The sequence below is a fragment of the Pseudomonas cichorii genome (assembly GCF_003700275.1).
Lineage (GTDB): Bacteria > Pseudomonadota > Gammaproteobacteria > Pseudomonadales > Pseudomonadaceae > Aquipseudomonas > Aquipseudomonas cichorii_B.
In genome coordinates this window covers 12,428-34,193 of sequence record NZ_RBRE01000039.1, presented here as the reverse complement: position 1 = coordinate 34,193, position 21,766 = coordinate 12,428, and the positions used below count along the sequence as shown (strand labels likewise).

The window sequence follows — 21,766 nt, the reverse complement described above, 5'->3', positions numbered from 1 at the left end:
CTACGTCCGTATAACACGCATAAAGACCCAGTTGGAAAAAGAAACCGTCGTACGGTTCCTGTTACACCTCTTTAACTGACAGTCGGTATGAAACAAGCACTTATGAGTGATAGTTACTGCAAACACTCACGCAGTGTCCGGACCAGTTTTTGCGCACGCGGGTCCATCAGTACGTAAGGTCCCAGCGTATGGGTGACAAAGCCGAACGCGACCTCGTAGTCAGGGTCGGCAAAGCCCACGGAACCACCCGCTCCCGGATGCCCGAACGCCTTGGGGCCAAGGCCGTAGGTGGCATTTGGCACAGCTGGCTGATCGAGCATGCATCCCAGGCCAAAGCGCGTGGAGGTCATCAGGGTCTTGTCCTGCCCGACACTGTGTTCGCGGGTCATCTCATTGAGCAGTTCAGCCTCAAGCAGGCTGCCATCGAGCAAACCGCTGTAGAACCCGGCAAGACTGCGCGCATTGCCATGCCCGTTGGCAGCCGGTTGCTGCATGCGTCGCCATTCCGGCTTGTTGGTGCTGGTCATGATCGACGGCGGATTGGTAAAGGCCTTGGTGGCGATGGCTTCGGGCTCGCGCATCAGCGCCTGCAACAGGCGCTGGGCAGCTTCATCACCGAAATTGCCCTTGCTGCGGGCAATATGCGCTACCCGGCCAAACTCCTCATCGGCCAGCCCGACATGAAAGTCGAGCCCCAGCGGCCGGGCGATTCGTGCCGCGATGGACTCGCCAGGACCACGGCCATCGGCGCGGCGCAGCATCTCGCCCACCAGCCAGCCATAGGTGATCGCCGCATAACCATGACCCTGCCCGGGTGTCCACCAGGGTTGCTCGGCCGCCAGGGCGGTCGTCATGGTGTCCCATTCGTAAAGGGCCGTTGCGGGCAGTTGCTCACGCAAGGCAGGCAAACCTGCCTGATGACACAGCAACTGGCGCAAGGTAATCGAAGCCTTGCCCGCGGCAGCAAACTCGGGCCAGAGCCGGGCGACAGGCTCATCCAGATGCAGTTTGCCTTCATCGACCAGTTGCAGGGCAGCCACGGCAGTAAATGCCTTGGTGCAGGAAAACAGGTTGGCGATGGTATCGCTGTGCCAGGCTTCGGCGCCGTCCTTGTCGGCGGTACCGGCCCACAGATCGACGACGGTTTCGCCACCGACCTGAATGCACAAGGCCGCGCCACGCTCCTGGGGATCGTCGAAAAGCGCGGCGAAGGCTTCACGCACTGCCTCAAATTTAAGCTCGAAATGGCCCTGGATCTGCACCCGCTGACTCCCGCACGACGATTGCCTGAAAAGGCCTGCATTGTTTCAGCGATTGGCCGGTTTGGGAACAGGACTCATCCGACACGCCTATCAGGAAATTTCCCTGTGGAATGGTGGCAATGCATTGAGAATCGCCTTGCCATAACGCTGTGTCACGACACGCCGGTCCAGCAACGTGATGGTGCCGCGATCCGCTTCGGTACGCAGCAAGCGACCACAGGCCTGAATCAACCGCAACGAAGCATCGGGAACGGCGATTTCCATGAACGGGTTGCCGCCGCGGGCTTCGATCCATTCAGCCAGCGCGGCTTCCACCGGATCATCCGGCACCGCGAAAGGAATCTTGGCGATGACCACGTGCTCACAGTACGCGCCGGGCAAGTCCACACCTTCGGCAAAACTGGCCAGCCCGAACAGGACGCTGGACTCGCCGCTGTCGACCCGCGCCTTGTGCTTGTTGAGGGTTTCCTGCTTGGACAGGTTGCCCTGAATGAAGACCTGCTTGCGCCAGTCGCGATCCAGGCCATCGAAGACGTCCTGCATCTGCTTGCGCGATGAAAACAGCACCAGCGTGCCACGCGAACCTTCCACCAGATCCGGAAGATCGCGAATGATTGCCGCCGTATGCGCCGCAGCATCGCGCGGGTCGGCCTTGAGGTCGGGCACCCGCAGCACGCCGGCATCGGCATGATGGAACGGGCTGGGCACCACTGCCGTCACTGCCGCCTTGGGCAGGCCGGCGCGCATCCGATAACGGTCGAACTTGCCCAGCGCGGTCAGGGTCGCCGAGGTGACCAGCGCAGCATAGGCAACATTCCAGAGATTGCGCCGCAGCATTTCGGCAGCCAGGATCGGGCTGGCATTGACCTCGATATCGAACAGCGCGCCGCTGTCGGCCAGGGTCAGCCAGCGCGCCATCGGCGGGCTGTCTTCCGGGTCCTCGGCGGTAAAGGCGGTCCACAATTCCCAGTTGCCGTGGGCACGGGCCAACAGGCTGCCGAACAGCGGATACCATTCTTCGGCCTGGTGGCTGGCGATACCGATATTCACCTCGCCATCCATGCCTTCCTTGAGCAGCTCGGTCAGGCGCGTGAACAGATCGTCGAGGCGCGCAAAACCTTTCTTGAGCTCGATGCCCATCTCACGGATATGTTCGGGAATGACGCCACCGACAAAGCGGTGACGTGGCCGCTCGCGGCCCTGCATGTCCTCGCCGGCGCGGAAATCGGCCAGTTGCTCACAGGCGCCGAACATGAACTGCTGATGGCCCTTGATCTCGCGCGCCAGTTCCGGCACTTGTTCGATCAGCTTGCCCAGGTCACCGGGCAGCGGATGCTGGGCCAGCAGCTTGGCAAGGTTCTTGGCAGTCTGCTCCAGCCAGTCGGCCGTAGAGCGCAGCCGGGTGTAGTGGGCAAAGTGGCCGATGGCCTTGTCCGGAAGGTGATGCCCTTCGTCGAACACATACATGGTGTCGCGGGGGTCGGGCAGCACGGCCCCACCGCCCAGTGCCAGGTCGGCCAGAACCATGTCGTGGTTGGTAACGATCACGTCCACCTTGCCCATGCCTTCGCGAGCCTTGTAGAAGGCGCACTGCTGGAAGTTCGGGCAATGCCGGTTGGTGCACTGGCTGTGGTCGGTGGTCAGACGCGCCCAGTCCTGGTCGGCCAGTTCCTGGGGCCAGCTGTCGCGATCGCCATCCCATTTATTGCCGGCCAGTTTCTGCAACATGCTGGTGAAGAGCTTCTGGCTGGCTTCATCGACCTCGATCTTGAAGCCCTCCTCCTCGAACAGCTGGGCAGTGGCGTTGGTCGCATCGCCTTCCTGCAGCAGCATGTCGAGCTTGGACAGGCACATGTAGCGCCCGCGGCCCTTGGCCAGGGAGAAACTGAAGTTCAAACCGCTGTTGCGCATGAGGTCCGGCAGATCCTTGTAGACGATCTGCTCCTGCAGGGCGACGGTCGCGGTGGCGATGACCAGCCGCTTGCCTGCTGCCTTGGCCGCCGGAATCGACGCGATGGCGTAGGCCACGGTTTTCCCCGTACCGGTTCCCGCTTCCACCGCCACCACGGCCGGATCGCCCGAGCGCCGCCCTTCTTCGTCGGTTTCAACATCGCCCAGCACCTTGGCGACCTCCGCGATCATCAAACGCTGGCCATAGCGTGGCTTGAGGCTCTTGGCTTCGAGGAAACGCGAGTAGGCGCCCTGTATCTGGGATTTTAATTCGGTACTGATCATTGGCTCGGGTTCGGCGGCACGGCAAAAAAGGCTGGATATATTTTCAGTGGTTCTGAGTGGACGCTATCATACAGCGCTAAATCCATCCGCGCAGAACGGAGTACCTGATGAGCGCTTTCGCCCCTGTCTACACACTGCATGTTCTGGCCGCCCTGGTTTGGGTTGGCGGGATGTTTTTCGCCTGGATGGTGTTGCGTCCAGCAATCATTTCAGCACTTGAAGGCCCGGTTCGCCTGAAATTGTGGGTCCAGGTGTTTCCACGCTTCTTCGTCTGGGTGTGGGCATCCGTGGTGGTGCTGCCCATTACCGGCGTCGGCATGATCCAGCTGAACTTCACCAGTTTCGAGACCGCGCCACGCTATGTACAGGTCATGATGGGCCTGTATGTCGTGATGGTCGCCCTGTTCCTGCGCATCCAGTCGCTACAGCTACCGGAATTGCAGCGCGCCACGGAAGCCGGGCAATGGGCTGAAGGTGCCGCTGTGCTGGGCAGGATCAGGCGTCTGGTGGGCGTCAACCTGATTGTAGGCCTGACGGTAGTTGCCATTGCGGCAGCGCGGCCGACTTTCTGAAAGGAAAAGTCTGACTGGAATATAAGCCAGGCCCGGCACAAGCGTGATCCGGGCCTGACGAAAGCGTCTTACAGGCGTTGCAGGATCAAGGCTCCGGCAGGTCCTGCGGCACCAGGCTGTCCCTTCTGACCGGGTTTACCCGGCTTGCCGCCATCGGCCTCATAGACGATGCAGCCCTTGGGTTGGCCGCCCTTGCCAGATTTGCCACCCTCGCCGCCCGGCCCGGCAGCGCCGCCCTCGACATTGACCTGAATGCGCTCGGCAGCGAAGCTCTGTGGCAACTCCAGACGCACCTGCGCGCCGGCGGCACCATCGTGGCCGTTGCCGCCATTGTCGCCGTCATAACCACGCCCGCCCTGGCCCCAGACGCAACCCGGCGCCTGACCATTGCCGCCATCCAGACCTGCGTAGCCACGTGCACCGGCACCGCCACGGGCATCGACCGACAATTGCTCGGCGTTCAGGCTTTGCAGGCGCAGGATCAGATTACGTCCTGGCGAGGCGGTTTTCTCGAAGGTTCCCGGTGCGCCGCGTGCAGTGATCTGGCTGCCGGTGGCCAATTCGCCATGCCCAACGAGCAGATTGAAAGTCTGTGTGCCGGGCACAATCGCGATCCGCGCCTCATGCCCCAGCACCAGCTCACCAACCTTGACCTCGGTAATGCCGGAAGGGATCAGCAACGTGCCGTAATCCGCAACCTCCAGCCGCTCGACCTGCAGGACACTGCTTTTGCCGGGCAGACGCATGAGGGAATGAGGCTCGACACTGATCGTCTGTGCCATGGCCAACGGGCTGAACAGGGCTGCCAACAAGACAAGGTTACGCATGAGTGGGCCTCGCTGGACGACCGATGGACAGCACATGAAAAATGCCAAAAACAAGGATTTTGCCGCGATCACGCCACGGGTGCCTGCGCCCGCGCAGGCGGCCATTGAACAGGAACAATTCCAGCACATGCGCGAGCAGTACCAGACCGCCAGCAATGCTGATCATGATCCCGAACGGCTCCGGAGCCTCGATGATCGAATTGACCACAACAACCAGCCAGAACCCCAGCGTCAATAGCTTGCCCAACCCCCAGAACAACTGCATTGCCTGCTCCCATGGTCATGATTCGTGTACGAAAGCGGATTCTTCGCACGCTTTTCGTTCGCTGCACAGTAGACGTCCTGCACAGCGAATATGCCAGCGCTCTCTTGAAAAAGATCGCGCCGGGCCCGGGAGCGGACTTTCAGACTTCACTGGATGCCTTGCCCTGCACCACGGGAGCAGCGACCACCGGCGCCACGGGTGCCGGGCGCTTGTACCACCAGATCCCCAGCAGCACGGTGACGACGCCTACCCATTGCAGCGGCGCGAGGGCTTCATCGAAAAAGAAAAAGCCGATCAGAATCGCCACCACCGGACGCGCCAATGCCGAGGCAGAAGCGAGGACCACATCGACATGTCGCAAGGCATAGGCCATCAGCCCGTGCCCCAACAATTGGCTGATCACGGCCAGCAGCGCAATCACCAGCCAGCCATTGAGCGTATTGGGCAGAATCTGCGAACTGGTGGCGAGCGCGACAGGCAGCAGCAACACTGCACAGGTGAAACTGTTCCAGATAATGATCTTGCGGGCCGAGAAGCAATCGCGCAGCGACTTGATCATGATCAGATAGATGGCGTAGAACAGCGCCGAATTGAGCGCCAGCAGATCACCGATCACGCCCTGACTGGAAAATGTCAGGTTGGCGTTGCCGTCAAACACCAGCAGGCAGGCTCCGGCGACACACACTGCCAGTGCCAGCACCTGATACACGCCGATTCTTTCCTTCATGAACAGGAAAGACAGTAACGCCACGAAGACTGGCGACAGGTTCATCAGGATCGAAGTGTTCGCCATGCTGGTCAGCTTCACCGCCCAGTGGTTCGACAGCAGATCGATGCATGAAATCACCCCGGATAGCAGCAACAGCCCGAGCATGGCCAGACGACTACGCCCCGAACCGTAGGTGTCCAGCGCCGCGCTCTTGCCGGGTGGCCAGGCGGTGATTGCAGTCGCCATGCCGCCAGCGATGAACATGCGCAGCATCAATGTTGAAGTGGCATCCACCTCGCTGAGCTTGACGAATGCAATCGCCGACGCCACACCGATGGTGCTTACGATCAGTGCCAGTACCGGCAGCAAAGACTTGTTACCCACCTTCATGATGAAGCCTCGAAAGTTATAGGAGTTGGGTTGAGCAATGGATACCGCCAAATTGCTTGCGGTGTTCCGAGCAGGCAATCAGGTGAATTTCATAGCCACGCCCCGACAGCCGGTCCAGCAGGCTGGAGGGTGCGTTTTCATCGATCCACACATGCTTGCCTGACGAGAACGCATTGGCGCACCAGGCGGACATCATCGATTCATCGAGCAACAGCGGTTCCAGGTCCGCAGCCAGCGCGGCCTGGCGCAAGGTCAGGTTTTCTTCGCTGATCTGCCAGCCCGAGGGAGTGCGGCGATAGACACTGACCCGCGACCGCTCGACGGCGTCCGCCCTTGCCGCATCGATCAGCAAGGTATCGCGCAGCAGGCACACGTAGTGGTCGAGGTGGAATTGCTCGGGATTGCCCCACAGATCCTCAACGGCCAGTACCACGTCGCCCTTGAGCAGACCGGATTCCAGCAGAAAATGCAGCGTCTGGACCTCGGTCCGAAAACCGGTGTTGATCATGCTGACGCGAGGGGTTTCCTGATAGTCGCCACCTTCGAGCACCTGATCGAGCTCTACGAGTGCGTGACCGTGAGCCGCGACGACACTTTTCACCACGTCCACTTCCCGCGCCCGATCCTGACGTTTCACCCGACCGAAAACCGGCTGGCCGCCGACGTTCATGAAATGATCCCGAGGAAACAGCAAGCCGTACAGCGGGTTGATCTCATAGCTCTCGTAGCTGGCGTCAGGACTGATCCGGCCAAGCTCATCATCGTGATGCAGGCGAAGTTTCGGCTGGTTGATGATGACCTCTGCCAGCTCCCGACGGCTGCAGCGCGTCAACTGCTCATAAGCCAGTTGGCGGCGTGCTTGCGCAATGTCATCGGCAAAGCGTAGCGAGCGCTGGGCCAACTGCCGCATATCGGCCATCGAGACATGCGGACCGTCTTCGCTGAACAGGGCATCGGACAGGAAAACGGTCTGGATATCCGCAGCTTCAAGCGAAGCGGCCAACGCCAGTACATCGGCATCGGCCTGAGAGAGCGAGTAAGGCTGCTGCGCTTCCATGAATACCGACATGCTCACCGGCTGGGCAATCGAGGGCAGTTGTAGAAGGACTTTCATCAAGGGTTTTCTTGAAGTGAATGGGCGCGAATGGATGACTGCAGAATGTCCATGCACTGCAGAATGGCGTTCTCCACCTCTAACTGAGTCTCACCCGTGAAGTGCAACCGGGCAGGAATCTCTTCGTAACTGAACTCACTGGTTTCACCCTGCAGTTGCACACTGCTGTAGCTCAGCAACGGGTGGGACAGCGGCATCGCCGGGTCAAAGGCAAACCCACCGGAGAACGGATTGGGCATCATCAGAAAACCGGTGATCAGGGTTTTGACTGCAGGCACCGGGTCCTTGAGTGCGGCACGGGTCCACAGGTCAAACAGATCGATGCCTTCGCTGCGCATGGCGACAAACGGAATCTCGCCGCCACCGACCCGGCCGCCGATCTCCAGGAACACCAGTTCGCCGCGGCATTCGATCAGTTCCAGATGGATCGCCTGATTTTTCAGGTTCAGCCGTGTACATACTTCCTCGGTGAAGGCCAGTGCGGCTTCGATAAACCGGGGGTTATCGACGGTGACCGAACCCAGCGGCTGACCATTGCGAAAATCCAGGCAGGTATTCAGATACTTTGAAACCTTGAAGTACGGCATGCTGCCGGCAGCCAGGATGGCGTCGACGTGATAGATATCGCCTTCTATATATTCTTCAACTTCATAGCCGCTGAAATCTGCCAGGTCCGGTATGTCCGCGTGGCTCTCTATCTTTACGACCCCGTCCGAAGCCGCACCGACCTGCGGTTTCAGGATGGCCGGGTAACCGTGCTCGCGGCAGAACGCTTCCACGTCCTGGCGTGATGCCACGTTCCGGTATTGCGGGTAGCGTACGTTCGACCCCTTCAGCGCCGCCTTCATACTGGCCTTGTTGCGACACAGCAGGTTGTCGGCAATTTTCGCCCCACTGATATCAAGTTCGGTGCGCACCTGCGCTGCGGCATCCAGATCGTACTCCGAGAAAGCGATCACGAAATCGATGGGCTGGCGGTGATGAATGGTGCACGCTTCCTGCAGTATGGCGTCCGCATCCAGGGCCTCGAGTTCTACCACACTGGCGCTGACCTGCGGGTCGATCAGGCGCGTACGCCCGGCCAGGGAGATATAGGAAACGTCGACCTGCGAATGGTCGATATATTTGCGGTAATCGGAAAGTTCGTCGTCGTAGCGATTAATGACCAGAACGTGTTTCATGCGATTCCAACCTCCGTGTGCACTCGCCCGACCAGGCTTCTTACCGCAGCCTCATCAATGCCGCCGAACATTACGTAGCCCACCCGCGAGGTCCAGTCCTGATCCGAGCCCAGCGCATCGCCGGTCCGGTAGTAGACTTGATGCGAGAGGTAGTAAGGACTGTCGATGAGTTCACCGAGGCCGTTCAGGCTGGTGAATTCGCTTTTCTCACCGCGCGGGATAAAGGCGATGGCGCTGATGCCATTCGCTCGGGGCGCGGCCGGACTGTCGATATCCAGATATTCACACAGCGTCTCAAGAGCCAGATCGATTCCGCTGGCACGCTTGATCAGCTCAACAATACTGTCGCCCGGAAGACGGGCCGCCAACTCCACCGCTACCGGCCGCCCTTGTGGCGTGACGCGAAGCTCCAGGTGGAAGGGACCGACGTTCAGGCCCGAGGCCTCGATCACGGCCAGCGCATACTCGGTCAAGGTGTTGCGAAACGCCTCGTCGTAACCCTGACCGACGATATGGCCGATCTCGACGAAGTAAGGCTCGGAACCCAGCAGCTTTTCGGTGATGGATGCGATGGTGACGCCTGCGTCCTTACCCACCACGCCCTCGATGCTGTATTCGTTGCCAGGAATGTACTGCTCAACGATCAGGTGACCGCTGGCGGTAAACCCGGTGTCGTTCGGCAGTGCCTGGCGAAAGGCCTCGACGGCCTCGAGCAACTCGGCGTGGTTATACAGCTTGCGTACGCCGATACTCCCCGCCATGTCTACCGGCTTGACCACCGCCGGAAAACTGAAGCCCGCAGGAACCGAAACCGGCTCCCGGGTATCGATCAGGAAGAAGCCGATATCGCTGAGCCCCGCCTCGCTCAGGCGGCTGCGGAAGTTGAACTTGTTGCGAACCTGCTCCACCGCGCTGTCGCCAAGATGGGTCAGGCCCTGTGCCGCGCCCAGACTGGCGGCCATCGGTACCGCGTACTCCACGCCAGGCAGGATGGCGCGGATGTTACCCAGTTGATTGATCATCGCCATCTGGGCGGCGAAATCAGAGGTGTCGATCTTGATGACCTGACGCGCTCTGGCGCGCAGCTCGGGGCTTAGTTCGGTCTCTCCGCCATCGACGGAAAACACGTACAGATCAACGCCCAGTTGCTGCGCTGCATTGAAATAATTTATGCCGGATGAAACAGGATCGATGACAACTATGGACATGGCTCATATCTCCGACTATCCAAAACTTTCGAGTTCACATAAAGGAAGGTTTTTCAGCTTGCCGATCACCAGATCCGACCCGACACCTATCGCTAACACATCCGCCGCCAAGTGCTCGCCAATATCGAAGCCTGCATGGGTCCAGTCATGAAACGGGATATTGATGACATCAACCTTACATTCAGAAAAACTGCGAAATCTTTCTATACAGCCCACGTGGTAGTCAGAGAGATTTGCACGGTTGACCGCATAAACCGCAACTTCACCGATATTGTATTTTGCCACCAGTTCCTGACCACGACTCAGCGCCGCCCCCATACCGCTGCCACCGCTGATTATATTCAAGCGGGTCATCGGTGTTTCATAATGGGGCAATGAAGGACTCACCATGGAGTACTCCAGTCGCTCGCCGACCGACAGCGTTGCAAACAGGCTGGAAAACAATCCGCCGGGGCGTAACTTCACATGAAAGGTAATACTGTCATAAGCCTTTTTACCCAGGGTGACAACGGAGTAACTGCGTACGGCTGAAAGCTCTGGATGTTTCAGGGTCACCACGGATTTGGCGTTGTAAAAAACCCTTTTGACCTCTAGTACGACTTCCATAACCTGATCGGACAGCCAGGTTTTACTTTTGAGTCTGGCGGCATGAAAAGTACTGATTGCGGGGACAATATCAATATCCGTTTCTACCCGGCTGATACAGGGCAGAAACTCGCCTTGCAGTGCAACTTCAGCACCGTCTTCCAGAACACGTCCTGACACCAGGCGGCATCGGCACACTCTGCACACACCTTTAAGGCAACCTTTTATGAGCTCTCCTGAAGGAATGGCATCAATAAGAGGCTGCCTGCTGTCGGCGGTGTAAGTCTGCTCTCCAATACGAACACTATAGATTGCCATTACACCGGCCTTGAGTGATATGTATTAAAGCGTTGTGGCGCGCAATGCCTGGAAGTATTCGCCGACCATCGGGATGAAAGCCTTGATGTGGACCACGGCCTTGGCCAGGTCTTTTTCATCCTTGATGACCGAGGCCAGCATGTTGTTCATCATGGTGCTGTGGTCTTCCGCCTCGTCGAAGGCTACGTGGGAAGCCGCGCCGCTGACCGCTGGCTGGCCCATGCTGGCGCTCGCCTTCTGGGTGATGAACGAGCTGTATTTATCACCGTAGTACTCCAGGAACCAGTCCCAGGTGATAGCAGGCAGCGGGCCGAACTTGCTGACGCAGAGGTTGAGGTAACCCATCAGCTTCCAGGTTTCCGGGAAGGCAAATTCAGCCTGGACATCGGATTTGGAATAACCGTAAGTGACGAGATCCTGGCCGAACATTTCGTCATGGCCGAACTCGTCGTACAGGTAGTAGGAGAGTTGCTTGGCAGCGGAGATATTATCAATGGCTGCGACCTGCACGGCGCGAGCATCCAGCTCATTGTTCATGTGAATGCGAATCACGCACTCCAGAATATGACGCTTGTAGTATTCCTCATTGAACCAGTCACCCTGGTGAAACTCGCCCATGACGGTGTCTTTCTTGAATTCTGCTTCCAGGCAGGCATCAACGGTGGATTCAAGCTTCTTCAACACAACTTCAGTGGAAATCATCGGTTACCGCTCTCCATTATGATCATTGACGAATCAATGACTCTTTATTTTCAGCAAAAAATGCTGATCCATATCACGCATTACCACAGCAAAAGAAACAACCACCGTCATACGGGGTTAATAAAAGCGACACGCTCTTTTCCTGGTCAAAGAAAAGGCATATAGCCATTATTTTGTAGGGATCTGATTCAAGGCAGCGGCAGTATTAGCCCTGCACTCCGTCAAATACAAGCCCTGAGTTAAATTAACTTTTATTCTTCATTTGAAGACATCAAAAAAACCAAGACGCATGAAATGAGTGTGCGCCCCAGCACAACTTTCTGATGACTATCCAGTCTCCGGATACTTTATTTATCGCCCACGACATGACGACACCACCTGAATAGTGGCCTTTTAGGTAGATACACTCATGAATGCAATTTTTCAGACACTGAGCCGACAGCTATATCAGCCAGCGGGTATTCAATAGTGCCAGAGCGCAGAGAGCGCGAAACAATGCTGATAGAGCCGCTTGCCGGGCTCGAATTGATGACTTCCATTATCTGCTTCCATGCCCAATATCCTTTGGATCCAATTTATTTGTAACATCCTAATGCGCCAGACAAGCACCTGCAAGTAACTTTATGATCTATGCAGCATAGAGCTGGTTTGGTTGGGCAGATCGAGCCCTTGCACAACAGCGCATGGCATCGGCGCTTTTCAGAGTCCGCCCGGCAAGCTAGTCTTGCAAGTCATACAGAGGACTTTCGATGACCGTCGGTTATTCCACCCGCACACCTCAGCAAGCACTGGCCGCCCTGCTCGACCGCTACACCCCGGAACGCCTGTTGCTGATCGGTGCCCAGTCGTTTCCTGCGCTGCAAGCCTTTCAGGAGGCACACCCGCAGACCGAAGTGGCACAGGCCGAACCGGGACTTCTGCCCGCGCATCTGGCAGCACAGCGTTTCGATCTGGCGCTGGTGGTCGATTGCCTGGAGCACATCCCCAAGCGCACCGGGCTGGAACTGCTGGGTGGCATTCGCAACCTTAATGCCAGCCGCATTGCGGTGCTGGCCGACCTGCAGGCCTGTGGCTGGCAGGAGACAGACTTTTTCTCGCTGGCCCTGCAAGCGAGCGAACGCTTTGCCCGCGACGAGCAGGTCCTGAACCTGTTCACCTACGATTTGCGGGAATACAAACAAGTGCCTGACTGGCTGAATGCGAAGTTCTGGGCCAACCCGGAAAACTTCGGCAAATACTGGTGGTGAATCATGAGTAGTGCCATTTGCCCCTGCGGCAGCGGAGACCTGCTGCTGGCCTGCTGCGGTCATTTTCATGCAGGGCAACCGGCGCCTTGCGCCGAAAAACTGATGCGTTCGCGCTACAGCGCCTATGTGCTGGGGCTGATCGACTATCTGGTCGACACGACGCTGCCCGCCCAACGCAGCGGGCTGGACCGCGCAGCCATCGCGCAGTGGAGTGCACAAAGCACCTGGCTGGGCCTTGAGGTGGAGAACTCGGAAGTCTTCGGCGGCAAACCCGAACATGCATTCGTCACCTTCACGGCTCGCTGGCATGACGGCAACGGCGAGCACAGCCATCGGGAGCGTTCTTCATTCGTCCAGAATCAGGGCCGCTGGTACTTCATCGACCCCACTGCCCAGCTCAAGGCCGGACGCAATGACGCCTGCCCTTGTGGCAGCGAGCAGAAGTTCAAGAAGTGTTGTGCGAGTTATCTGTGACCCGTCTTCATTCGCGAATGAATTGGCTCTGTCCTCGTTAAGTGGTGTGGTGTCTCTGGTACAGCACATCTCCCACGGTCCTCTGACAGACTTGCCACTCTTGATGCAGACAGATCCAATGAGTTCGCTTACACCAGCTTCAGGTGGGAAATATCCGGATTAACGACCTCTAGCACCGGTTTATCCTGCCCCATATCGCTGCCGGCAGGTGCCAGGCTCAATCCGGACAAGTCAAGTTGTGGCGCAGTCTGCTCGGGCCTTGCGTCCTGCATGTCGCTGCCGACCTCAGCGACCGAGAAGTCCGGGGCGTCGACATCCACGAAGGCCGCCATGTAGACATCCCGAGGTTCGATCTGCAAGCGCGCCGTGCGCGGCTGTGAAGCGCCTGATTCGGCAGGCGGCGGCGCAAGCTCCACCTCTTCGACCGGCAGGTTCATGTCCAGCACTTCGACCACGGCTCCGGCACGCTCCAGGGTCGAGCGGTATTTCTCTGCAGCTTCGGCGTCGAGGTTGCTCTTGAGCACCAGCCTTCGCCCTGAGAACAACAGCGCCAGACGCTGCTCGTCAGCCTGGAACAACTTGCCCAGATTGGCCAGTACCTTGTCGGGCTGGGCGCCAGGAACCAACTGGCCACAAAAGACGATTTCATAGAAGTTCATGCAAGGGCACTCATGCTGCGTATGGCGGAAAGTATGGCGTAGCGTCGGCTCATGCAACAAGCCGGTTGTTCCCCGTGGGCCAGTTGCTAAACTCAGGCCTCAAACGGAGCAAAACCATGTTCATTCAGGCGCCAATTACAAGAACGATAAGCCTTGCGCTGTTATTGCTGGGACTGAGCGGATGCTCGACATGGAGCAGCATCACCGCCTTCGAGGATCCGGATGTTCACTTGCTGAAAGTCCAGGTCGTCAAGGCCAGGCTGACCCAGCAGGATTTCAACCTGCACTTTATGGTCGACAACCCCAACGACTCACGCCTGCTGGTTCGCGGCTTTCGCTACAAGGTCATGCTCAACGATGTGTTGTTGGCAGACGAAAGGTCCAATGACTGGTTTTTCGTTGCAGCCCACAGCCAGAAGACTTTTATAGTGCCGGTACGGACCAACCTCTGGCGCCACTTGAAGTACATTGGCCAGTTGCTGAAAAACCCCGACGAAGCGGTTCGCTACCGGCTTGAAGGCCGACTCAAGACCGGATTGCTTTTGCGCCACAGCACCACCATCGAACGCGACGAGACGATAAAGCCGCGCGCACTGTTGCTCAAGAGTGGCTAAAAGTACTGCTGCCCGCGCATTTGCGAGATAATGCGCGCCGATTTAATTTGTGGAGTACCTCCGATGAACCAGCAAGCCCATGTCCATGGCCCTGATTGCAACCACGATCACGACCATCACGATCACCAGCATGGCCACGTCCATGGCCCGAACTGCGGTCACGCTCACCAGGAGCCAGTGCGCAACGCCCTCAAGGATGTGGGTCGCAACGATCCTTGCCCGTGCGGCAGCGACAAGAAATTCAAGAAATGCCACGGCGCATGAAGCGCTGAGCATTTTGCCAACGGCCTGCCTTGCAGGCCGTTTTCATTTGTATGATGGCTTGAAGGGAGAGTAAAACAGTCGGTTCTGGTAAATCACATGGAGCCTTCAATGATCGACCTTCATTACTGGACCACTCCCAACGGCCACAAGATCACCCTGTTCCTTGAGGAATCGGGCCTGCCTTACAAGATTTTCCCGGTGAACATTGGCAAGGATGAACAGTTCCAGCCCGGTTTTCTGAAAATTGCCCCCAACAACCGGATTCCGGCCATCGTCGATCATGAGCCGTCCGATGGCGGCGAACCGCTGAGCCTGTTCGAGTCCGGCGCAATCCTGCTGTATCTGGCGGACAAGACCGGCCAATTCATCGCGCAGGATTTCCGTGGCCGCCAGGAAACGCTGCAATGGCTGTTCTGGCAGATGGGCGGCCTGGGGCCGATGGCTGGCCAGAATCACCATTTCAATCGTTTCGCCAAGGAAAAGATCCCTTACGCAATCAAGCGCTATGTAGATGAAACAGCCCGTTTGTATGGCGTCCTGAACAAACGCCTGGCAGATCGTGCCTTTGTGGCTGGCAGCGCGTACAGCATTGCGGACATGGCGATCTATCCGTGGATCGTGCCGCATACCTTCCAGGAACAAGACCTGGATGACTTCCCGCACCTCAAGCGCTGGTTCGAGAGCATCGCCAGTCGTGAGGCCACGCAACGAGCTTATGCGCTGGTTGAACAGATTAATCCGCCGAAGCCTTAACCCTTGCACGAATGAATTCGCCCCAGCCAAACGAGAGCGAATTCATTCGCGAACAACATCCTCTTGTAAAATCCTGAAATAAACTCCGCTTTCTGTCTTGCATGGCGACTGTCCGCTCTCTAACGTAGCGACCTTTACATACGCCACCCCCGCGGGAGTTTCGCCATGGCCTCGCCAGCCCCTTCATATTTCCTGAGCCGATTCAGTGCTGCCGCCCTTGCGGCAAGTTTCCTGGGCCTTGCGGGCTGCCAGTTGGGCGGTGGTGACAGCGACACATTGCTGCCCGGTTCCGGGGTATTCCCGGTCAAGGGGCTGGCCCAGAACGTATCGGTACGCCGCAACAATCTGGGCATGCCACTGATAGAAAGCAGCACGTATCACGATGCGCTGTTCACGCTGGGTTATGTGCATGCCGGCGACCGCATCAGCCAGATGCTCGGTATGCGCCTGCTGGCACAAGGACGTCTGGCGGAAATGGCCGGCGCCGATGCGCTGGAAGTCGATCGCCTGATGCGCTCGGCCAATCTCAAGCAACGCGCCAGCGAGCTTTACAACGCCTCATCGCCGCGCCTCAAGCGCTTCTTCGAGGTGTATGCCCGCGGGGTCAACGCCTATCTATTCCGCTACCGCGACAAACTGCCGGCAGATCTGGCCAGCTCCGGCTATCGCCCGGAATACTGGAAACCCGAGGATTCGGCGCTGATTTTCAGCCTGCTGAGCTTCAATATGTCGGTGAACCTGCAGGAAGAACTCTCGGCACTGGTGCTGGCGCAGAAAGTCGGTGCCGACAAACTGGCCTGGCTGCTGCCGACCTATCCCGACGAAGCCTTGCCATTCGCTGAAGCCGACAAGCTCAAGGGCCTGAGCCTCAACAACCAGCTCCCCGAACTGAACGACCTGAACAAGGTTGCCTTGCAACTCGCCGACCTGAACATGCTCGGCGTGGCTGCTGCCAGCAACTGGGCCATCGCCCCGCAACGCAGCCGCAACGGCAAGAGCCTGCTGGCCAGCGAGATACAATTGCCTGCGGGCATCACGTCGGCCTGGAGTTTCGTGCAGTTGCGCGCACCGAAGTATCAGGCCTCGGGCGCGTCGATTGCCGGTCTGCCACTGGTCTTGAGCGGTTTCAACGGCAAGCTGGCGTGGAGCATGAGCAACGTGAAGGGCGACAACCAGGACCTGTTCCTGGAAAAGCTCAAGCGCGAAAACAACCGCCTGTTCTATATGGCTGACGGCAAATGGCTGCCTGCCATCGCCCACGAAGAAACCTTCCTGGTCAAAGGTGGCCGCCCGGTTCGTGAAACCGTGTATGCCACCCGCCACGGCGCACTGCTGAATACCGGCGCAACAGCGCTGGGCAACGGTCTGGGCCTGGCCCTGCAAACCCCGGACGTCAAGGACGACAAGAGCCTCGATGCGTTCTTCGATCTGTCCCGCGCACCCAACGTAGAAAAAGCCTTCGACACCACTCGCGAAATTCGTGCAATCACCCTGAACATGGTGTTTGCCGATGCCTCGAACATCGGCTGGCAGGTGACCGGTCGCTTCCCGAACCGCCGTGAAGGCCAGGGCCTGCTGCCTTCGCCGGGCTGGGATGGCAAGTACGACTGGGACGGCTTTGCCGACGCGATGCTGCATCCTTACGATCAGGACCCGCGCCAGGGCTGGATCGCCACCGCCAATCAACGCACGGTGCCCAAGGGTTATGGCATGCAACTGTCCAATTCCTGGGGCTATCCGGAACGGGCCGAGCGTATTGCCGAACTGGCCAATGCTGGCAAGCAGGACACCCGTAGCACCATCGCCATGCAGTACGACCAGACCACGACCTTTGCCGCCAAGCTCAAGAACATGTTCGAGGCGCCGGGCATGGCCAAGCCGCTCAAGCAGGCCATCGACGCACTGCCCGAGGCCGAGCGCGGCAAGGCTCGGGAAGCCTATACCCGCCTGATGGCTTTCGATGGCAGACTCACCGCCAGTTCCGCCGATGCAGCGCTCTATGAGCTGTTCCTGCAGGAAAGCGCCAAACAGACTTTCCTCGACGAACTGGGTCCGGAAAGCAGCCTGGCCTGGAAAGCCTTGAGCGCCAATGCCAGCTCGTCCTACTCGCCGCAGGCCGATCACCTGCTGGGCCGCGAAGACAGCCCTTACTGGGACGACCTGAAAACCCCGCAAAAAGAAGACAAGCCAGCGATTCTGGCGCGCAGTCTGGCGGCCGCCATCAGCGCAGGCGACAGCCTGTTGGGCAGCGACCACAAGGCCTGGCAATGGGGCAAGCTGCATCGCGAAAACTGGTCTGCGCCAGCCAACCCTCTGGCCAGGGCCCTGGGCGGCAACCATTTCAATCGCAGCCCGAGCGCGGCCGGTGGTGACCACAGCACTCTGAATGTCTCGGGTTATGAGTGGGGCCAGAATCTGGATGCCCATCCGGCTCCAGCCATGCGCATGATCGTCGACTTCAGTCAGGTCGAGCCGATGATGGGCATGGTCAGTACCGGTCAGTCGGACAATCCGGCCAGCCCGCACTACGCCAATAGCATAGAGCCGTGGCTCAAGGCGCAATATCAGTCGATCCCGCTGCAACAGCAGAATTATGAAAAGGGCTATGGCAAGCAGCGCCTTACCCTGACTCCCGGCAAGTAACACTCTAAAAGCACCAAAATGGAGCGCCGCGTTTGCGGCGCCCCATTCTGGACGCATCGATTGAGCAATAATCGCTCCTGCAGTGCGGGCATGGAACCGCGCGCCAAATCCGCCCGCTCCGGGGGCCGGAAGCAAAATCGCCAATGATGGCAAGCTAATTCACCATTGCGACAAGTGCTTACATTTAAAACGCACGTTCGTCTCGTTGGTTCGGAAATTGCTACTTCTTGCCGGTCTGGCATCCGCCGGTAGCAAGCCTGGCGTGTTCTCTACGCTCAATTTGGTTAAGGACTGAACAATGAAAAAAGCATGGCTGACCCTTTCCGCACTGGCTCTGTGCCTGGCCGCCGGTAACACAATGGCCAAGGAGTACAAGGAGCTGCGTTTTGGCGTCGATCCTTCCTACGCTCCTTTTGAATCGAAAGCCGCAGACGGCAGCCTCCAGGGCTTCGATATCGACCTGGGCAATGCAATCTGTAAAGAACTGAACGTGACCTGCAAGTGGGTCGAAAGCGATTTCGACGGCATGATTCCGGGCCTGAAAGCCAAGAAATTCGACGGTGTGATCTCGTCGATGACCGTGACCCCGGCCCGCGAGAAAGTCATCGACTTCTCCAACGAACTGTTCTCCGGCCCGACATCGCTGGTGTTCAAAAAAGGTGCAGGCTTCACCGCAGACCCGGCCAGCCTGAAAGGCAAAAGCGTCGGCTACGAGCAAGGCACCATCCAGGAAGCCTATGCCAAGGCCGTGCTGGACAAGGCTGGCGTGAGCACCAAGGCCTACGCCAACCAGGATCAGGTTTATGCGGACCTGACTTCCGGCCGCCTCGATGCCTCCATCCAGGACATGCTGCAAGCCGAACTGGGCTTCCTGAAGTCCCCGGCAGGCGCTGGCTATGAAGTCAGCGAGCCGGTCGACAGCCCTCTGTTGCCAGCCAAGACCGCTATCGGTATCGCAAAAGGTAACAAAGAGCTCAAGGCTCTTCTGGATAAAGGTATCAAAGCGTTACACGATGATGGCACTTACGCCGAAATCCAGAAAAAACACTTTGGCGACCTGAATCTGTACAGCGGTAAATAACACCCCGACGCCCATCGATTTCGGCGATGATCCGCCGCCGCTCTCGATGGGCGTTTCTGTTTGTTGCCCGCTCAAGGCTTGACCCATGCTCGATGCACTCATGCAAAACCTGGGACTCTCGGCATTCAGCTTGAAAGGCTTCGGCCCGCTGCTGTTGCAGGGTACCTGGATGACCATCAAATTATCGGTACTGTCGCTGTTGCTGAGCATCGTGCTCGGCCTGATCGGCGCCAGTGCCAAGCTGTCCAGCTCGGCGCTGCTGCGCGTGCCGGCCCAGATCTACACCACCCTGATCCGCGGGGTTCCGGATCTGGTGCTGATGCTGCTGATTTTCTACAGCCTGCAAACCTGGCTCACCAGCCTCACCGATGCCATGGAATGGGAATACATCGAAATCAACCCGTTCGGTGCCGGCGTCATCACTCTGGGCTTCATTTATGGTGCCTATTTCACGGAAACCTTCCGCGGTGCCATTCTGTCGGTTCCACGCGGCCAGGTCGAAGCCGCCATTGCCTATGGCCTCAAACGCGGCCAGCGTTTTCGCTATGTGGTGTTCCCGCAAATGATGCGCTACGCGCTGCCGGGTATCGGCAATAACTGGCAAGTACTGCTCAAGGCCACTGCACTGGTGTCGATCATCGGTCTGGCCGATCTGGTCAAGGCTTCCCAGGATGCCGGCAAAAGCACTTATCAACTGTTCTACTTCCTGGTGCTGGCAGCGCTGATCTATCTGCTGATCACCAGCGCCTCGAACATCGCCCTGCGCTGGGCCGAACGGCATTACGCCGCAGGCAGCCGGGAGGCAAAACGATGATCGAGTTGCTTCAGGAGTACTGGCAGGCCTTTCTCTATACCGACGGCGTCAACGTGACCGGCCTGGCGATGACCATGTGGCTGCTCAGCGCCTCCATCGCCATCGGCTTCTGCCTGTCGATCCCGCTGTCCATCGCCCGGGTTTCGGAAAAGCGCTGGGTACGCTGGCCGGTGCAGTTCTATACCTACCTGTTCCGCGGCACGCCGCTCTATATACAGTTGCTGATCTGCTACACCGGCATCTACAGCATCGCGGCGGTGCGTGAACAACCGTTGCTGGATGCGTTCTTTCGCGACGCGATGAACTGCACCATCCTGGCCTTCACCCTCAATACCTGCGCCTACACCACCGAGATTTTCGCCGGTGCGATACGCAGCATGGCCCACGGCGAAGTCGAAGCGGCCAAGGCCTATGGCCTGACCGGCTGGAAGCTGTATGCCTACGTGATCATGCCGTCGGCGCTGCGTCGTTCGCTGCCGTACTACAGCAACGAAGTGATCCTGATGCTGCACTCGACCACCGTTGCCTTCACCGCCACGGTGCCGGACATTCTCAAGGTGGCACGCGATGCCAACTCGGCAACCTTCATGACCTTCCAGTCCTTCGGGATTGCCGCGGTCATGTACCTGACCGTCACTTTTATTCTTGTCGGGTTGTTCCGTCTTGCCGAACGTCGCTGGCTGGCCTTTCTCGGCCCGGCTCACTAGACAGGTTTTCCGCCCATGGATCATCAGACCCACGACTTGCTGTCGCCGGTGCCCGGCACTGCGCGGCAAGTCCACAGTTTCCATTACGGCCCGCAGGATGCAGGCCGCAAGATCTATATCCAGGCGTCGCTGCATGCCGACGAACTGCCGGGCATGCTGGTGGCCTGGTATCTGAAACAGCGTCTGGCAGAACTGGAAAACGCAGGCCTGCTGCGTGCGCAAATCATTGTCGTCCCGGTGGCCAACCCGATTGGCCTGGAACAGATTCTGATGGACACCCCGCTGGGGCGTTACGAGCTGGAGAGCGGGCAGAATTTCAATCGCTGGTTTACCGACCTCGGCGAACAGATCGGCGATCGGATCGAAAGCCAGCTCAATGGCAATGCCGAGCACAACCTGGCGCTGATCCGCGCCAACCTGCGCATGGCCCTCGATGCGCAGGTCGCCACGACGCAATTGCAGTCACTGCGTCTGACCCTGCAAAAACTTGCCTGCACTGCCGATATGGTGCTCGATCTGCATTGCGACTTCGAGTCGGTGGAACACCTCTACACCACGCCCGAAGCCTGGCCAAAAGTCGAACCGCTCTCGCGCTATCTGGGCGCACAGGCCAGCCTGCTGGCGACCGATTCGGGCGGGCAATCGTTCGATGAATGCTTCACGCTGGTCTGGTGGCAATTGCAGCAACGCTTCGGTGAGCGCTTCCCGATCCCGATGGGCAGTTTCTCGGTGACGCTCGAATTACGTGGCCAGGGCGACGTCAATCACGCTCTGGGCAGCCGCGATTGCCAGGCGATCATCAATTACCTGATCGACTTTGGCGCGATTGCCGGCGAAGCACCCGAACCACCCGAGCTGCTTTACCCGGCGACTCCGCTGGCAGCGGTCGAGCCGGTCTTCACTCCGGCTGGCGGGTTGCTGGTGTTCTGTGCCCTGCCCGGCGAGTACATCGAGGCCGGGCAACTGATCGCCGAAGTCATCGACCCGATCAGCGACGCCGTCACCTCCATTCACGCGCAAAACGCTGGCCTGCTGTATGCCCGCTCATTACGACGCATGGCAACCGCAGGCATGATCATCGCTCATGTCGCTGGCACTCAGGCCTATCGCAGCGGCTATCTACTTTCTCCTTGAGGACCCGA

Annotated in this window: 23 protein-coding genes; 11 read left to right on the top strand and 12 right to left on the bottom strand. The window is 58.6% G+C overall.

Annotated elements, in window-relative coordinates; translation table 11 throughout:
• Positions 1-113: 113 nt before the first annotated feature.
• Together ALQ04_RS09870 and dinG are read right to left on the bottom strand one after the other, a co-directional pair.
• Positions 114-1,262: a serine hydrolase domain-containing protein gene (locus ALQ04_RS09870; protein WP_122315574.1), complete on the bottom strand. Its 1,149-nt coding sequence runs from the start codon at positions 1,260-1,262 to the stop codon at positions 114-116.
• 90 nt (positions 1,263-1,352) lie between these two features.
• Positions 1,353-3,497 (bottom strand): ATP-dependent DNA helicase DinG, encoded by a 2,145-nt coding sequence (dinG, locus tag ALQ04_RS09865; RefSeq protein ID WP_122315573.1) that lies wholly within the window; start codon positions 3,495-3,497, stop codon positions 1,353-1,355.
• Positions 3,498-3,604: 107 nt separating this feature from the next.
• On the opposite strand from dinG, the gene ALQ04_RS09860 reads away from it, so the two are divergent.
• Positions 3,605-4,069 carry a CopD family protein gene (locus ALQ04_RS09860; RefSeq protein ID WP_122315572.1) on the top strand — a complete coding sequence of 155 codons (465 nt, stop codon included), beginning with the start codon at positions 3,605-3,607 and terminating at the stop codon, positions 4,067-4,069.
• Positions 4,070-4,137: 68 nt separating this feature from the next.
• Here ALQ04_RS09860 and ALQ04_RS09855 read toward each other — a convergent pair whose 3' ends face one another.
• The 9 genes from ALQ04_RS09855 to ALQ04_RS27230 all read right to left on the bottom strand — a co-directional run bounded on the left by ALQ04_RS09855 (position 4,138) and on the right by ALQ04_RS27230 (position 11,907).
• The gene (locus tag ALQ04_RS09855; protein ID WP_122315571.1) at positions 4,138-4,896 is read right to left on the bottom strand and encodes a collagen-like protein; all 759 of its coding nucleotides are present in this window, start codon (positions 4,894-4,896) and stop codon (positions 4,138-4,140) included.
• Positions 4,889-5,161: a DUF1145 domain-containing protein gene (locus ALQ04_RS09850; protein WP_122315570.1), complete on the bottom strand. Its 273-nt coding sequence runs from the start codon at positions 5,159-5,161 to the stop codon at positions 4,889-4,891. Before ALQ04_RS09850 ends, ALQ04_RS09855 begins: the two co-directional genes overlap by 8 nt.
• 139 nt (positions 5,162-5,300) lie before the next feature.
• Positions 5,301-6,260 (bottom strand): DMT family transporter, encoded by a 960-nt coding sequence (locus tag ALQ04_RS09845; protein WP_122315569.1) that lies wholly within the window; start codon positions 6,258-6,260, stop codon positions 5,301-5,303.
• A gap of 16 nt (positions 6,261-6,276) precedes the next feature.
• Positions 6,277-7,374 (bottom strand): arginine deiminase family protein, encoded by a 1,098-nt coding sequence (locus ALQ04_RS09840; RefSeq protein ID WP_122315568.1) that lies wholly within the window; start codon positions 7,372-7,374, stop codon positions 6,277-6,279.
• Positions 7,374-8,555, bottom strand: a complete 1,182-nt coding sequence (locus ALQ04_RS09835; RefSeq protein WP_122315567.1) for an acetyl-CoA carboxylase biotin carboxylase subunit family protein — start codon at positions 8,553-8,555, stop codon at positions 7,374-7,376. The genes ALQ04_RS09840 and ALQ04_RS09835 overlap by 1 nt, the downstream gene beginning before the upstream one ends.
• Positions 8,552-9,763, bottom strand: a complete 1,212-nt coding sequence (locus tag ALQ04_RS09830; RefSeq protein ID WP_122315566.1) for an acetyl-CoA carboxylase biotin carboxylase subunit family protein — start codon at positions 9,761-9,763, stop codon at positions 8,552-8,554. The genes ALQ04_RS09835 and ALQ04_RS09830 overlap by 4 nt, the downstream gene beginning before the upstream one ends.
• A gap of 15 nt (positions 9,764-9,778) precedes the next feature.
• The gene (locus ALQ04_RS09825) at positions 9,779-10,666 is read right to left on the bottom strand and encodes a 2Fe-2S iron-sulfur cluster-binding protein (RefSeq protein ID WP_122315565.1); all 888 of its coding nucleotides are present in this window, start codon (positions 10,664-10,666) and stop codon (positions 9,779-9,781) included.
• Between the two features lie 24 nt (positions 10,667-10,690).
• Entirely contained in the window at positions 10,691-11,368 is a 678-nt protein-coding gene (locus ALQ04_RS09820; RefSeq protein WP_122315564.1) for a hypothetical protein, read from the bottom strand.
• A gap of 407 nt (positions 11,369-11,775) precedes the next feature.
• Positions 11,776-11,907, bottom strand: coding sequence for a hypothetical protein (locus tag ALQ04_RS27230; protein WP_259644982.1), 132 nt, complete (start codon positions 11,905-11,907; stop codon positions 11,776-11,778).
• Between the two features lie 210 nt (positions 11,908-12,117).
• Between ALQ04_RS27230 and ALQ04_RS09815 the strand changes: the two genes are divergently transcribed.
• Together ALQ04_RS09815 and ALQ04_RS09810 are read left to right on the top strand one after the other, a co-directional pair.
• Positions 12,118-12,615, top strand: coding sequence for a DUF6231 family protein (locus tag ALQ04_RS09815; RefSeq protein WP_122315563.1), 498 nt, complete (start codon positions 12,118-12,120; stop codon positions 12,613-12,615).
• Between the two features lie 3 nt (positions 12,616-12,618).
• Positions 12,619-13,089 (top strand): YchJ family protein, encoded by a 471-nt coding sequence (locus ALQ04_RS09810; RefSeq protein ID WP_122315562.1) that lies wholly within the window; start codon positions 12,619-12,621, stop codon positions 13,087-13,089.
• Between the two features lie 128 nt (positions 13,090-13,217).
• Here the strand turns inward: ALQ04_RS09810 and ALQ04_RS09805 are convergent, their stop codons facing one another.
• Positions 13,218-13,748: a hypothetical protein gene (locus ALQ04_RS09805; protein WP_122315561.1), complete on the bottom strand. Its 531-nt coding sequence runs from the start codon at positions 13,746-13,748 to the stop codon at positions 13,218-13,220.
• A 116-nt stretch (positions 13,749-13,864) separates the two neighbouring features.
• Between ALQ04_RS09805 and ALQ04_RS09800 the strand changes: the two genes are divergently transcribed.
• From ALQ04_RS09800 to ALQ04_RS09765, 8 genes are all read left to right on the top strand, one after another.
• Positions 13,865-14,362, top strand: coding sequence for an LEA type 2 family protein (locus tag ALQ04_RS09800; RefSeq protein WP_122315560.1), 498 nt, complete (start codon positions 13,865-13,867; stop codon positions 14,360-14,362).
• A 63-nt stretch (positions 14,363-14,425) separates the two neighbouring features.
• On the top strand, positions 14,426-14,626 hold the full coding sequence (locus ALQ04_RS09795; protein ID WP_122315559.1) for an SEC-C metal-binding domain-containing protein: 201 nt from the start codon (positions 14,426-14,428) through the stop codon (positions 14,624-14,626).
• A 108-nt stretch (positions 14,627-14,734) separates the two neighbouring features.
• Complete coding sequence (locus ALQ04_RS09790) at positions 14,735-15,379, top strand: glutathione binding-like protein (protein WP_122315558.1); 645 nt, start codon at positions 14,735-14,737, stop codon at positions 15,377-15,379.
• Between the two features lie 165 nt (positions 15,380-15,544).
• Positions 15,545-18,022, top strand: coding sequence for a penicillin acylase family protein (locus ALQ04_RS09785; RefSeq protein ID WP_122315557.1), 2,478 nt, complete (start codon positions 15,545-15,547; stop codon positions 18,020-18,022).
• A 298-nt stretch (positions 18,023-18,320) separates the two neighbouring features.
• Positions 18,321-19,103: a transporter substrate-binding domain-containing protein gene (locus ALQ04_RS09780; RefSeq protein WP_122315556.1), complete on the top strand. Its 783-nt coding sequence runs from the start codon at positions 18,321-18,323 to the stop codon at positions 19,101-19,103.
• An 85-nt stretch (positions 19,104-19,188) separates the two neighbouring features.
• Positions 19,189-19,917, top strand: a complete 729-nt coding sequence (locus ALQ04_RS09775) for an ABC transporter permease (RefSeq protein WP_122315555.1) — start codon at positions 19,189-19,191, stop codon at positions 19,915-19,917.
• Positions 19,914-20,624 carry an ABC transporter permease gene (locus tag ALQ04_RS09770; protein ID WP_122315554.1) on the top strand — a complete coding sequence of 237 codons (711 nt, stop codon included), beginning with the start codon at positions 19,914-19,916 and terminating at the stop codon, positions 20,622-20,624. Before ALQ04_RS09775 ends, ALQ04_RS09770 begins: the two co-directional genes overlap by 4 nt.
• A 15-nt stretch (positions 20,625-20,639) precedes the next feature.
• Positions 20,640-21,758, top strand: coding sequence for a succinylglutamate desuccinylase/aspartoacylase family protein (locus ALQ04_RS09765; protein ID WP_122315553.1), 1,119 nt, complete (start codon positions 20,640-20,642; stop codon positions 21,756-21,758).
• Positions 21,759-21,766: the final 8 nt, after the last annotated feature.